Origin of the sequence: Clostridium ljungdahlii DSM 13528 (genome assembly GCF_000143685.1) — a bacterium.
GTDB lineage: Bacteria > Bacillota > Clostridia > Clostridiales > Clostridiaceae > Clostridium_B > Clostridium_B ljungdahlii.
On record NC_014328.1, the window covers coordinates 1,059,999 to 1,074,328 of the forward strand.

Consider the following 14,330-nt stretch of genomic DNA (forward strand, 5'->3'; position numbering starts at 1 on the left):
ATATATGTACTCGATAATGTTACTAGTAAAGAAAAATGATATTTGAAGTAGTTATGGTTAGGGGTGTATTTTTATGAAAATAAATGGGATCAATTCCAGTAAGCTGGTGAGCTTTTATAATAGGAGCAAAGTAGAGAAAAGTTTAAAGAGTGAATCAAACAGCAAGGATTCCATTCACATATCATCTATAGGAAAAAGTCTCAGCCCTTATTCCTTAGATGATAAATTTGTAAATTCTAAAGAGAGAGTAGAAAGCATAAAAAAGGCTGTAGCAAATGGAACTTATAAAGTAGATTCTAAGCTCGTGGCGCAAAAAATTATAGATAATATAAAGGGTAAGGTATAATTTGCATATACCCGGGAGGTGATGTAATTGGAACTGCAGCTGTCTGAGATTATGTTAGAAGAATATGAAATGCTTAAATCACTTTATGAAGCTTTAATTGAACAAAATAAATATCTTGTGGAAAGACAGGTGTTTTTACTAGATAAAATAGTTAAGGTCATAGAAGAAAGAAGTAGAAACGTAGCAAGGCTCGAAGTTGAAAGAAGAAAAATAACTGGTGACAGACCTATGAGAGAGATTATAAAAGAATCAGAAGATAAAAAATTAGAAAAAGTATATTTAGATATAGTTAACTTGCTTGGAAAGATGAAATTTCAGAAAGATACAAATGAAGCCCTTGTAAAACAATGGCTTGGCTTTGCAAATCAAATGCTGAGGGCGTTGAACCCAAATAAGCAATCAAAAACCTATAATGCTTTTGGAAGAAGCAGGTAAATAGAAAGTAAGGAGTTGAATTAAATGCCTGGGTTATTTTCAATATTTAATACGGCAAAAAGTGGGCTTTTTGCACAACAAACCGCTATAAATGTAACATCTCACAATATAGCAAATGCTAATACAGATGGATATTCAAGGCAGAGGGCAGATATGGAAACCACAACACCCTATACTTTGCCAAGTGTGGATGGTGCAGCTGGTGCAGGACAGCTTGGTACGGGAGTAACTGTAGACTCTATTGAGAGAATAAGAGACAGTTTTTTGGACTATCAAATAAGAGTAGAAAAAGGAGCTAATGGACAATATAAAGCCCGTGATAAATACTTAAGTCAGGTAGAAAAAGTACTGGGAACAGATGTTGAGTCATCAGGTACAGGAATATCTTCACTTATACAGAAATTTTTTAGTTCCTGGCAGTCACTGTCTACATCTTCTCAAAATGTAAGTACGGTAAAAGAGCAGGCCTATCAACTTACTAATGAATTAAACCATACTTATTCACAAGTTTCAAATATTAAAACTAATACTAATACAGAAATAAAAAATGTGGTAGTAAATGTAAACAATATATTAGGCAAGATATCTAATTTGAACCAACAGATAAAGGATACAAAAGCGACAGGGCAAAATCCAAATGATCTTTTAGATAGCAGAGATTTACTTTTGGATCAGTTAAGCAGCGAATTTGGAATAAATATTACTGATAAAGACAGTGATGGAATTGATGTAACTACCTCAAATAGTGCTTCCGTCGAAGGGGATAATGGATCTGCACCATTACTAGATGGGAAACCACTTAATATAGTTCAATCTGATAATCCAGATGATACAAATGTAGCGTCATTTTCCTATATAACCAATATAACAGCTGTAGCTGATTCTAATGGTAATGTTACAAAAGATAGTAATGGAAATACTGTATATAAAGTAGATTATTATAAAAAAGGAGATACCCTCACGGATGCCAATAAAGTAAGCATATATGTAGGTATGACATCAGATCAGGAAAAAGAGTTGGATGAAAACAGAGTACTTTGGGCAGATGCAGATGGGGTTGCCTATAAGGTTACAGGAGGACAGGATCCATCAGGTAAAGCAGCAACAGTTGTTGATGGAGAAAAATTAGATGGCACTTCTGTAGATCCCATAAGCTTTAGTGAACTTGCTATTTTTAGGCCTCCAACAGGTGAACTCAAAGGTTATACATCAGTACAAAAGAATATAGATGATTATCAAGATGAACTCAATAATTTTGCAAAAGGATTGGCACTTTCTGTAAATGCAATAATAAGCCAGAGTAGTACTTGGGTAGCAGATAATGTTACGGATGGTTCTGCAGAAGGTGGGATAAATAATTTCTTTGTAAATGCAGATCAAAAAGATTCATCTAAATATTCAGCAGTAGATGAAAATAATATAACAGCAGCCAATATAACAGTGAATGTGGCAATAATGAATGATCCATCTAAAATAAAAGTAGATACCAAATATGATTCAAAAGGAAATTCATTGAGCACTAGCACTGATGGCAATAGAGCAGTAGCTGTAGCACAGCTTGCCAATAGTCTTATGAATATTGGAGGAATAACAAGTGATAGTAGTAGAAGTGATTTATTAAAGAATATATTTAAGTCAGATAGCACAATAAACAATGTATATTCTGTAGGAAAAGTGGATGGAGGGTCTACTTTAGATAATTATTTTAATGACCTGGTAAATAAAGTAGGTAATCATGAACAGGAAGCTAAACAAACGCTGGACACTCAATCTGTTCAGCTTCAAAGCTATACTCAATCTAGAGAGGCGAATTCTGGAGTATCGATTGATGAAGAAATGACAAATCTCATTCAATTTCAGCACTGTTATCAGGCAAATGCAAAGATGATATCTACAGTAGATGAACTTTTGGACGTAGTTATAAATCAACTTAAAAAATAGATAAAAAAGAGCAAATATCAAATAATAATTATATTTTTTCTTTGATATTTGAACTTTGAAATAAAGGATGTGATTGAGTTTTGAGAATAACAAATAAAACATTATCGGACAATTTTTTAGCAGATATGCAGAGAAATCTTGAAAATTTAAGTAAAGTTCAGCAGCAGGTATCTTCTACGAAGAATTTTTCGAAGCCTTCTGATGATCCAATAAATGTTGAAAGAGCTATGCAGCTTCAAAGTTCTGTTAATTATACCACTCAGTATGGTTCAAATATAAAAACTGCAAATACATGGATGGAAACAACAGATACCACTTTAGGGCAAATAGGAACTGTACTTAGTAATATAAGAAACAATTTAGAGCAAGCAGGTGGAGTTTATACACAAGATGAAAAAGATAAAATTAATGACGCAGTAAGTCAGGAAGTACAGCAGGTTGCCACATTATTAAACACAAACTTTCAAGGAGAATATATATTTGGGGGAACTGCAGGACTTTCAAAACCAATAACTACAACTACTGATGCTAATGGAATTGTTTCATTACAGTATGCTGATAAGGATGGAAATGCTGTACAGTTTCTTCCAAGTGTAGAGTCTAGTGGATTTGATAAAGGTAATTGGGAGGGCAAAAGTATAACTTTTACTGTTGATGGAAAGGATTATAAAGTAAACTTAAACTCTTCCTATTCAGGAATAGATGATGTGGTTAAAGATTTAAATAACAAAATACAAGGTAATAATGTTACGCCAACTCCAGCTAATCCACCTACTGCAGCTGACCCTGGAGTTAGGGATAAAATTAACGTAGTAAAGACAGATGATGGCAATATAAAAATTGTGGCTATAAATAGCAGTGATACTATAACATTGAAAGATTCAGATGTATCTGACTTATCGTCTGCAAAGGGAAAACAACTTTCTAACATGACTATGGAAAACATAGGAGCAGATAAAAACATAGAAATTTCTCAGGGAGTAGTACTATCCTATAATGCAACAGCATCAGATATGATGCAGTATGGAAACAATTATAATACAACTTCAGGGGATAGCATAAATGCACTTGTAAATAGGATACAACATCATTTAGCAGGGCAAGTTTTAAATGATGCAGCAGCCGGTGATCCAGGTGCAATAAATATACCAAATTCAGATGGAACACCCCATTATTATGTATGGAAAACTGATGAAGATGCAGCAAAAAAGGAGCTAATAGGGCAGGATCTTACAGATATAGATGCAGCCTCAAAGAATGTACTTGCGATTCGCTCAAAGATTGGTGCAAAAGAACAGAGAATGAGTGACTTAAGTACTCAAAATGGATCTTCAATAACAGACTTAAAAGAGGTACTTTCAAAAACAGAAGATATAGATATTACCCAGAAGACCATAGAATATTATACATCTATTACAGTTTATCAGGCGTGTTTACAAACTGGTGGTAAAGTAATACAACCTACGCTTTTGGATTATATTAAGTAAGAGTTAATTATTAACTATACACTACTAATTGAACGTAGAGGGAGATAAGGATGGAACTGAATACAAAATATCATGGAGTACTAAGTTATGAAGAAGAAGATATAATAATATTCGAAAAAGGAATTCCTGGTTTTGAACATTTGAAAAAATTTATATTGGTTCCGGCAGAGGAAAATAATTTATTTTATATACTTCATTCTATTGAAGATTTAAATATTGGAATTGTGGTGGTTTCACCTTTTAATGTAGTGAAAAATTATGAATTTGACTTAAATGATGACAAAGCATCTGAACTTAATGTAAAGAGTCAAAATGACATTATTGTGGTAAATACAGTTCATTTGAATTCTAAACTAGAAAATATAACAGTTAATTTGAAAGCTCCCATAGTGATAAATAAGAATGAAAATATTGGGGAACAATTAATATTGGATAGAGTTGATTATCCAATAAAATACCCACTTTTTAAGGGGGAGTTTTAATTGTTAGTTATAAGCAGGAAAAAGGGAGAGTCCCTTCGTATAGGAGAAGATATAGAAATTACTGTTGTAAAAATAGATGATGGAAGTGTCAAGCTTTCTATATCTGCCCCTAGAAATGTAACAATACTTAGAAAAGAACTTTATAAGGAAGTAGTAGAAGAAAATAAAAATGCGATAGTTTCAGATATAAGTATTTTAAAAAAATTGAAAAAATAAATTTGATAAATAAAATGTAAAGAGGTGTTTTGCATGGAAGTTAAAGATATAGGTCAAGGAAGACAGCTATCTTTAGATTTTAATACATCTAATAACGTTTTAGAGACTCAGCAAAGTACAGATGTAATTGATAAAACTACTGATAAAAGTTCAAGTGAAAAAAAGTTGACTGAAAAAGATGTGAAAAAAGCTGTAGATAAATTAAACAAACTGCTTGAGGACAAAGCTACCCACTTAAAATATGAAGTATGTGGCAAATTTAATGATATTACGGTACAAATAATAGATGATAAAACTAATAAGGTTATAAAAGAAATACCACCTAAAAAGATAATAGAAATGGTAGATAAACTTTGTGAATTGGCGGGAGTTTTTTTGGACAAAAAAGTTTAAAACAATGATATTATTATAGGGGGGATTTTTATGGAATTTAGGTTAAATAAAATAGACCCGGAAGTTCGCCGCAGAGTAAAGGAAACTACAAGTGCAGGAAAAGTTCATAATAAGTCAGGAATTTTTATAAATAAAGACTATAAAGGTCAGAAAAAAAATAGTCAGGGAGATTTTAAGGCAGAACTTACAAAATACAAACAGGGCAAAAGTAAAAAACGTATTTTTGTAGAAGCAAGTAAAGTGGAAGAAGTTCAAGTAAAAGCTTTTAAAGAAGATAAGGAAAACATTTCAACAAATGATGAAAGAGGAAACATTTTAGATGTTAAGAAGTAATTAATAATTAAGAATTAAGAATTAAGAATTAATAGTTGAGGTAGCACAATTATTAATTCAATAAGGGAGGTTTATTGTATGTATGCAGGTAACGCTTATAAAACCTATAAAACTAATAGCGTAAATTATGCCTCAAAGGAACAGCTCCTTTTGATGCTGGTAGATGGTGCAGTTAAGTTTTCCAAGATAGGAAGACAAGCGATAGTTGACAAAGATATAAAAAAAGCTCATGAAAACATAATTAAGGCTGAAAATATATTTAATGAACTTATAATATCTTTGGATGTTTCCAAGGCAGGAAAATGGGGACAATCTCTTATGAGCTTATATGATTTTATAGTAAGAAGACTTATTGATGCAAATATGAAAAAAGATGTAAAAGTAATAGATGAGGTGATTCCACTAATAGAGGATGTCAGAAATACTTGGGAAGAGGCTTATAAGATTTCTAAAGGTAATAAATAATAGACGAAAAATAATTATCAACTGTCAATTATTCAACTTTCGCAGTTTAAAAACTTTGCGAAACAAAGCTTTTGAAAATAACAAAGTTCAAATAACAAAGAACAGATAAAGATGATTTCCCTCGTACCTCAGGAAATCTATAATTTTAATATTTTCTGACGTTAGGAAGAAAATTATCCTTATTTGATATTTGAACTTTGCACTTTGTTCTTTAAAAATATTACTTCGTAATTTTTTTATATTAAGTTAATTTCTTATGTGCGAAAGTTGAGTTAATTATTAGTTAACGAGATAAAGGGGGAGATAAATATGTCAGATAGTGTAAGTAGTATGCCTACAGGTGCAACTGGTGCTGGCGGTGGAAGTATGCTTAGAATTACCGGATTAAATACGGGTCTCGATGTAGATTCCATAGTAAAAAAGATGCTTAAAGGTGATCAGGCAAAACTAGATAAAGTTAAGCAGTCCCAGCAGCTGATTCAGTGGAGGCAGGACGCTTATAAGACTATAATAAGTGATATACAGGATCTACAAAAATCTTTTTTTGATGTGAGTGATTCGGCAGATTATCTTTTAAATCAAGATAACTACAGTAATATGAATGCAGTAAGTGATGCTGCAGGACTTGTAAGTGCTACGGCACAGACTGGTGCTGCAGCCGGAACATATAAAATATCTGTAGCTGATGTGGCAAAGAATGCAGTTATTGGTGGTTCATCTTCTTTAAACAGTCAGGTTAAAATAACAGATATTTCAAGCTGGGGAGGATCAGGAAAATCTATATCATTTGGTATAGAAGGGGTGGCTAATCCTGTTACTTTAGATTTATCTGGATTTACAGGAACAACAGGAGCTAGTTTAGTTTCATATATTAATCAAAAAATAGCTGCGGATCCAAGTTTAACGGGCAAAATGTCAACTTCTTATGTAGAGGATGGATCTAATAAATATATAAAATTTACACCATTAGATAATGATTCAAATATTGGAATAGTAAATGACACTGCTAATGGTCATCCAACTAACATAACTGATATGGATGGTTTAGTCAATAAGCAGTTAGTATCAGCTTCAACAAGTACAAAGTTAACTGATCTGGGTAGTGGATTAGATGGGAAAATTGCATTAAATTTAAATTACAATGGAAAAGAAGTATCTGTTCAAGTAGATAACAGCAGCAGTGGAAAAAATGGTTCAGCAACTGTGGGAGATTTGATTACAGCTATTAGCAGTGCTACTGGTGGAGCTGTAACAGGTAAGTTTGATGATACCACGGGAAATTTCACACTTCAAACTACAGCTACTGGAAGCATATCTAGCTTGAAAATAGAGGATTATTTATCAACTCATGGCCAGGCTGGAGATACGTCAAGTGAAACCACACCAGGTTTATTGGGTGCACTTGGTATGCCGGCAGATGCATTAGGAAAATCATATCAGGGAAGTGATGCTGAGGTTACAGTTACAGGAATCGATGGTCATTCAACTACTATGACTGAGTCCTCCAATAGTTTTACTGTAAATGGAATTAATTATAATGTAATTGGAAAAACTACAGATCCAGTAAGTATATCCGTAACTTCTGATACTACAAAGATATATGATAAAATTTCAAATTTTATTGATAAATATAACAAGGTAATGGATGAAATTCAAACTAAATTGACTGAGAAAAGTGATAATGATTATCCACCGCTTACAGATGCAAAAAAGAGCGCGATGAATAGTGATGATATAAAAAACTATGAAGCCAAGGCAAAGCAGGGAATTTTAAGAAACGATGAAGATTTGACAAACCTTATGTATAGTTTGAGATCAGCATTTTCTAATGTAGTTCAGGACGGAAATGGAAATAGTGCTGCATCTGTTGCATTTGGTCAATATGGAACTAATGCTATAGGAATAGATTTGTCTAATGATCCTGAGCAGCCAAATAAACTTGTTATTGCTGATAGTTCAAAATTAAGAGATGCTATAGCTAATCACGGTGATCAAGTTTTAAAATTGTTTGCAGGTACTTATAATTCAGCTTTAAACAATAGATATAATATAGCTGGTAATGATTTATCAGCCTGGAAAGGGGCAGGTAAAACTATAAATCTACAATCAAGCAGTGGAAATGTCGCAATAGATATGAGTGGATTCACGAGTGATTCTTTAAATGACTTAGAAACATATATTAATAATAAAATAAATGCAACATCTTTAAAGGGTATGGCATCTGTATCTACTTCAGTAGATGCTTCAGGAACAAAGCATATAAAATTTACTACATCAAGTGATATATCTATGTCAGCAACGGGTATATCAGATTTACCAACTTCTTCTACGAAAATGCTTTCGGATAAAGATGCAGAATTTAATCAGTCAGGTATATTCTCAAGAGTAAAGGGTATATTTGAAGATAATGTAGGTACGCTTGGTACGTCACTAAATAATGCCACATTAACGAAGTTTGCTAATTATCAAGATGATTTCAGTTTATATGGAGGTATAGGAAGTACCCTTCCTGATCAGATATACCAGAAACAACAGCAAATTAAGGATTTGACTGATCAGATGACTAATGACGAAAAAAAGTATTACGATCAATTTACAAGGCTTGAAGTTGTTATGCAGCAGTTGAATTCACAACAATCTGCCCTTTCCATGTATACTAGCGGCTAATATGAAAGTAAAAAAATAGGCTTTTGTTAAAAGTAAAGTCTAGGAGGATTTTTAATATGGAAGAATCTATAGAGAAAATATGGAAGGAGTATAGGGACTGTACTGTTAATATTATAAATACGGTAAAGCAGGGCAATTTTGATTCTTTGGATAGTGAAATGAAAATGAGGCAAGAAATTTTAAATAAAATAACTTCTATGAAAGAGAATAAAGATTGTGCTAAAGAATTATATGATGAACTTCATATTAGTGAACTTGAGAAAGAATTAGAATCACTTATGAAACAGAAAATGCTTGTAATTAAAAAGAAGTTGGGAAGTATAATTAAGAATAAAAGAGCTAGTACAGCCTATGGAGGTATGGGAAAAGGCTTTGCCACTATTTTTAGCAAGAAAATTTAACTACCATAAGATAGCTAATATGTAAGAATTAAGGGAAATTTTCTGAAGTGAAGCAGAATAAAATCTTCCATAACTATTAATTCTTAATTTTTAACTATTAATTAATAAAAATGCGGGCAGGATGCCCATTAAAATTCAAGGAGGAATTAGTTATATAATATAATCTGGACGGTTAATAAAAGGCTTTTAGAAATCAATAAGTGAAATAATTAAGAAAAAGCAGCCAATCCTTTTTTATTTTGTTTGTTTCATTACTTACAATAATAAAACAAATAGGGAGGGGTTTTTTTATGTCTTAAATTTTTCTACACAAGTCATGTTAAAGTAAATCTACTTTCTTTCGACATATTAAAATAATAATCAATAAATTTATATAAAAAAGTAAAAGTAATCAAAATTTATAAAGTAAAAAAAGATAATCACGATATAGTAAATAAGAATCATAAAACAAATAACAAAGTGTAAATTAAATAACAAGGTTCAAAGAACAAAAAATGAAGATTTTCGGTATTAGCCGAAAATCCACCTAATTTGAACTTTCATATTTAAACTTTGTTCTTTATCTTGTTTAATAAAACCTTAGGGTTTACTAACAAAATAAAAATGTGGGCAAGGATGACCATTTAAAATTCAAGGAGGAATTTTTATGATAATCAATCACAACCTTATGGCAAATAATGCTATAAGAAACATGAACATCAACTCAAATAATGCTAGCAAATCATATGTAACAGGTCTTGCAATATCAGAAAAAATGAGAGGACAAATCAATAGATTAAATCAGACCTCATTTAATGCTCAAGATGGTATCTCCATGGTACAGACGGATGAAGGTGCATTAGAAGGAGGAGATAAGCATGTCAGATAGTAGTATGCCGATAGGTTCAACTGGTGCCGGCGGCGGTAATATGATTAGATTAACAGGTTTATCTTCAGGTCTTGATGTAGATGCAGTGGTAAAAAAGATGATGGCAGGAGAACAGACAAAACTTGATAAAGCACAGCAGGATCAGCAGACTACCCAGTGGAAGCAAGAGGCATATCAAGATATCATTAAAAATATAAAAGATTTGCAAAGTAGTTTTTTTGATTCAGGAACTTCAGATAAAAATATTTTGTCACAATCAAATTTTGCACCATTTACTGTAAGTGATGCTAATGGAGCATCTACAGTAGATACATCGGTGGCAACCTTTAATCCGATGGTTGGAGCACAGACAGGAAAATACTCAATATCAGTTACTCAATTAGCTAAAGGTGCAGGAGTAACTAATACGTTAGCGGCGGGGACAAAACTTACTACAAAATTAACTGACATAACAGGTACAACTGCAGAGGGAACAGAAGCGACTAGTTTAAAGAAAGTTATTACTTTAACAGTAAATACAGGTGCTAGCGATGTAAATATTACCTTAGATAATACAGATGGAAACGCTTCAGTAGGAGATTTAGTTAATGCAATAAATAATCAAAGTGGAGGTAGTGTGAAAGCGAAATTTAGCGAACTTACAGGACAATTTGCTTTATCTTCATCTGGTACAGGTAAATCTTCAACTTTAACGATAAAAAGTGGAACTACAGCTTCACTTTCTAGTATAATTGGATTTTCCACTGATGTTGTTTCAAATAAGGGAACAGGAACAACTACTAATACTGTTACAAAAGATGGTGTAACTACGACAACTACTGTAACTGAAGGAGATTGGGAAATTACCAGTGAAAGTGCAAGTAACTATAAGGTTACAGATGCTGCAAAAGTTGTAATTCAAAATTCTCAAAATGCAGATGTAACTATTACTGTTCCAGGCGGTAGTCCTGTTACTTTAAATGGTACAAATGGTAATGCACAGTCTACTAATAATTTTACTATAGATGGAGTGAGCTATGTGCTGTCAAGTGAGGGCAATGCATCAGTAAATATTGGTTCAGATACGGGCAAGGTATATGATAAAATTAAATCATTTATTGATAAATATAATGATATAGTAGATGATATCCAAAAAAAACTCACTGAAAAGCCAAACAAGGACTATAAACCTTTGACAGATGCACAAAAAGCTCAAATGACTACTTCGCAGATTACAGCTTGGGAAACTAAAGCTAAAGCTGGCATTCTTTGGAATGATGATAATCTTGAAACTATGCTCAATGATTTGTCTACGGCATTTACTACGGCAGTAAATAATGTTGGTCTTTCGTTAGGTCGTTATGGCAGTAATAATTTTGGTATAGATACATCTAAAGATTATACTACACCTTCTCATATTGATATAGTTGATCCAGAACAATTAAAAACGGCTATAGCAACTAAAGGTGATCAAATATCCAAAATGTTTACCAATATATCTGCTATTTCAAATACTGCAGAATATGGCAGCAGCCTTACACAGTATAAAGAAGATGGAATTTTTACTAGAATTTCAAAGATACTTCAAAAAAATGTTGGTTATGTAAACACTACATTTAATAGTGCAGTACTGACATCTTATGCAAATAAGCAGTACGATTTTACTCTTACAGGAACTGGAGGAAAAAATACACTTCCAGACCAATTATATGAACAGCAGCTTAAGATAAAAGATATTAAAAGTAAAATGAGTACAGATCAGGAAAAATATTATCAGCAATTCTCCAAGCTTGAAACTGCTATGGATAGGTTAAATTCTCAGCAGTTACAGTTATCTTCTATGCTTGGAAACTAATATAAAAATTAAAATGGAGAATAAATGATGGAAGTGGATTTAAAAAAAGCTATGGAGAATTTGAGGGATGTCACTTGCGAGCTTATTGATAAACTTCAGAAGGATGATTATGATGCTTTGGAAGGTATAATTGATAAGAGACAGAAATTATTAAATGATTTAGAAAAGATGCATTGTACAATAGAGCAGTATGGCAGTCCAGTCAAACAATTTGAAATAATTGCTTTTCAGAATAAATTATCAAAAATGATGTTTGAAAAGAAAAAGGACTTAAGAGAAAAAATTGATGATATATCTAAAAGGAAGGCTTCGACGAAAGGTTACTATAAGCATATAGGTACAAATATATTTAGCAAGAAAATATAATTAAATTATAGAAATAAATAAAAAATCAATTAAAAAGTCGAAAAAAGTAGTAAAGTAAATAGAAATAACAACGATAAAATAAATAACAAAGCGCAAAGTAAAAAACAAAGTACAAAGAACAAATAACAAAAAATGAAGATTTTCAGCATTAGCTGAAAATTAACCTAATTTGAACTTTGATATTTAAACTTTGAACTTTAATTAGTTAGTAAACCTTCGGGTTTAACTATAAATAAACAAAGGGCAAGGATGCCCGTTAAAATTCAAGGAGGAATTTATTATGATAATTAATCACAACTTACAAGCAAATAATGCCATAAGGAACATGAACATCAATTCAAACAATGCAAGCAAATCAATGCAAAAACTTTCATCAGGTCTTAGAATCAACAGTGCAGCAGATGATGCAGCGGGACTAGCAATATCTGAAAAAATGAGAGGCCAGATAAATGGTCTTGATCAAGCAGCTTCTAACTCACAAGATGCTATATCAATGGTTCAAACAGCTGAAGGTGCTTTAAATGAGACAACTTCAATTCTTCAAAGAATGAGACAACTTGCTAACCAGTCAGCAAATGGTACAAACGTTACTGTTGATAGACAATCTATACAGACAGAAATGAATCAATTGACATCAGAAATTAACAGAATTGGTAATACTACAGAATTCAATACTCAGTCACTTTTGAAAGGTGATGGTTCTGTTAAGGTTGCTGGTTCAGGCTTAACTACTGGAGTTGGTAATTTTACTGGCGGTGTAGATCCTTCAAAGACTGCAGCAACTCAAACTAATACCATAACAGCAACAGCAACAGCAGCAGATACTTATACTGTTACACTTAACGGACAAGCACTTACAGTTACTTTTGCAGCATCAAATGCTGGTGGACAAGCAGCTCAGGCTGTATATAATGTAACAGGAACAGCAGCTACTGTTAATCTTGAATCAACTGCAACAGTAAATGGTGCAGCAACTGGAATAAGAACAGCACTTCAAGATATGATTGATAATAATTCAGCTTTAAAAGGAAACTATACAGTAACAGGTAATGGTGCTAATGTTACTATTACAGCAGTTTCAGGTGGAACATTTGATGGTGCAGCTGGTATTATAGGAGCATCAGCAAAATCTGGTACGACTCTTGCTGGAACAGCTGCAGGAAACACAGGAACAACTAGTACAGGAACAGCTGCGGCTGCTACTATTACTATAGGTGGTACTTATTCAGCTTATATTGGAACTGGTATGACAATTGACAATCAACAAGTTGAATTCTATGATGGTACTAAAGGTGCTTATACTGGTTCTGCAATTGGTGTTGATTTAGCAGGACTTTCAACGGCAGATGATATTTCTAAAGCAATAATTGCACAGGCTGGACCAAAGCTTTCAGGTGTTACACTTGCTACAGGTGGTGGTGCTGGAAAAGTTACTATTTCAGCTGCAGATCCAGGAGTTGCAGGAAATCAAATAAAAGTACAAGATGGAAGTATTCAGCAAAATTTCAAGACTACAATGCAAGTAGGAGCAAATATGGGACAGACATTTGAAATATCTATAGCAGATATGAGATCAAATGCTCTTGGAATTGCTGGTACAGCTGGTGCATCCGTTGCAGGAGTTGCAGGTGCTAAATTTACATCAACAAATGTTGTTACGGATGGAACTAGTGCTACATTAAGAGAAGCATCCCTTGATGTATCAACAACTGATACTGCTACAGCTGCCCTTAAAGTATTAGATAATGCTACAGCTGCAGTTTCAGCTCAGAGATCACAACTTGGTGCTTACCAAAATAGATTAGAGCACACTATAGCAAACCTTGGTACATCTTCAGAAAACTTAACATCAGCAGAGTCAAGAATTAGAGATGTTGATATGGCAAAAGAAATGTCAGCATTCTCAAAGAACAATATTTTATCTCAAGCTGCTCAGGCTATGCTTGCTCAAGCTAACCAACAGCCGCAGCAGGTTCTTCAGTTATTGAGATAAACAGTTAACCTAATTTAGTTACAAGTGAATTAATTACTATTAATAAGGGTGGAGTTTGTATTCCACCCTTATTTAATACAAAATATTAATTTTTTAGAAAGTT

Annotated in this window: 15 protein-coding genes; all 15 read left to right on the plus strand. The window is 32.8% G+C overall.

Annotation, left to right across the window (positions count from 1 at the left end; genetic code table 11):
* The first annotated feature begins 73 nt into the window (after positions 1 to 73).
* The 15 genes from flgM (at position 74) to CLJU_RS23115 (ending at position 14,227) form a co-directional block, all read left to right on the plus strand.
* On the plus strand, positions 74 to 346 hold the full coding sequence (flgM, locus tag CLJU_RS04680; protein WP_013237614.1) for a flagellar biosynthesis anti-sigma factor FlgM: 273 nt from the start codon (positions 74 to 76) through the stop codon (positions 344 to 346).
* Between the two features lie 27 nt (positions 347 to 373).
* On the plus strand, positions 374 to 781 hold the full coding sequence (gene flgN, locus CLJU_RS04685; RefSeq protein ID WP_013237615.1) for a flagellar export chaperone FlgN: 408 nt from the start codon (positions 374 to 376) through the stop codon (positions 779 to 781).
* A 24-nt stretch (positions 782 to 805) separates the two neighbouring features.
* Entirely contained in the window at positions 806 to 2,722 is a 1,917-nt protein-coding gene (gene flgK, locus CLJU_RS04690) for a flagellar hook-associated protein FlgK (protein WP_013237616.1), read from the plus strand.
* 80 nt (positions 2,723 to 2,802) lie between these two features.
* Positions 2,803 to 4,209, plus strand: coding sequence for a flagellar hook-associated protein FlgL (flgL, locus tag CLJU_RS04695; RefSeq protein WP_013237617.1), 1,407 nt, complete (start codon positions 2,803 to 2,805; stop codon positions 4,207 to 4,209).
* A gap of 50 nt (positions 4,210 to 4,259) precedes the next feature.
* A complete protein-coding gene (gene fliW, locus CLJU_RS04700; protein ID WP_013237618.1) occupies positions 4,260 to 4,691 on the plus strand; it encodes a flagellar assembly protein FliW in 432 nt (143 codons plus the stop codon).
* A complete protein-coding gene (gene csrA / locus CLJU_RS04705; protein WP_013237619.1) occupies positions 4,692 to 4,907 on the plus strand; it encodes a carbon storage regulator CsrA in 216 nt (71 codons plus the stop codon).
* Positions 4,908 to 4,940: 33 nt separating this feature from the next.
* On the plus strand, positions 4,941 to 5,300 hold the full coding sequence (locus CLJU_RS04710) for a flagellar protein FlaG (protein WP_013237620.1): 360 nt from the start codon (positions 4,941 to 4,943) through the stop codon (positions 5,298 to 5,300).
* Between the two features lie 30 nt (positions 5,301 to 5,330).
* Positions 5,331 to 5,633 (plus strand): hypothetical protein, encoded by a 303-nt coding sequence (locus tag CLJU_RS04715; RefSeq protein ID WP_013237621.1) that lies wholly within the window; start codon positions 5,331 to 5,333, stop codon positions 5,631 to 5,633.
* A gap of 78 nt (positions 5,634 to 5,711) precedes the next feature.
* Positions 5,712 to 6,098: a flagellar export chaperone FliS gene (gene fliS, locus CLJU_RS04720; protein ID WP_013237622.1), complete on the plus strand. Its 387-nt coding sequence runs from the start codon at positions 5,712 to 5,714 to the stop codon at positions 6,096 to 6,098.
* A 309-nt stretch (positions 6,099 to 6,407) separates the two neighbouring features.
* Positions 6,408 to 8,765 carry a flagellar filament capping protein FliD gene (fliD, locus tag CLJU_RS04725; protein ID WP_013237623.1) on the plus strand — a complete coding sequence of 786 codons (2,358 nt, stop codon included), beginning with the start codon at positions 6,408 to 6,410 and terminating at the stop codon, positions 8,763 to 8,765.
* A gap of 56 nt (positions 8,766 to 8,821) precedes the next feature.
* Positions 8,822 to 9,166, plus strand: a complete 345-nt coding sequence (locus CLJU_RS04730) for a flagellar protein FliT (RefSeq protein ID WP_013237624.1) — start codon at positions 8,822 to 8,824, stop codon at positions 9,164 to 9,166.
* Between the two features lie 646 nt (positions 9,167 to 9,812).
* Positions 9,813 to 10,034 (plus strand): flagellin N-terminal helical domain-containing protein, encoded by a 222-nt coding sequence (locus CLJU_RS04735; RefSeq protein ID WP_013237625.1) that lies wholly within the window; start codon positions 9,813 to 9,815, stop codon positions 10,032 to 10,034.
* Entirely contained in the window at positions 10,024 to 11,868 is a 1,845-nt protein-coding gene (gene fliD, locus CLJU_RS04740; RefSeq protein ID WP_013237626.1) for a flagellar filament capping protein FliD, read from the plus strand. The genes CLJU_RS04735 and fliD (CLJU_RS04740) overlap by 11 nt, the downstream gene beginning before the upstream one ends.
* 27 nt (positions 11,869 to 11,895) lie before the next feature.
* Positions 11,896 to 12,234 (plus strand): hypothetical protein, encoded by a 339-nt coding sequence (locus CLJU_RS04745; protein ID WP_023162980.1) that lies wholly within the window; start codon positions 11,896 to 11,898, stop codon positions 12,232 to 12,234.
* A 280-nt stretch (positions 12,235 to 12,514) separates the two neighbouring features.
* Entirely contained in the window at positions 12,515 to 14,227 is a 1,713-nt protein-coding gene (locus CLJU_RS23115; protein WP_013237628.1) for a flagellin N-terminal helical domain-containing protein, read from the plus strand.
* Positions 14,228 to 14,330 lie beyond the last annotated feature (103 nt).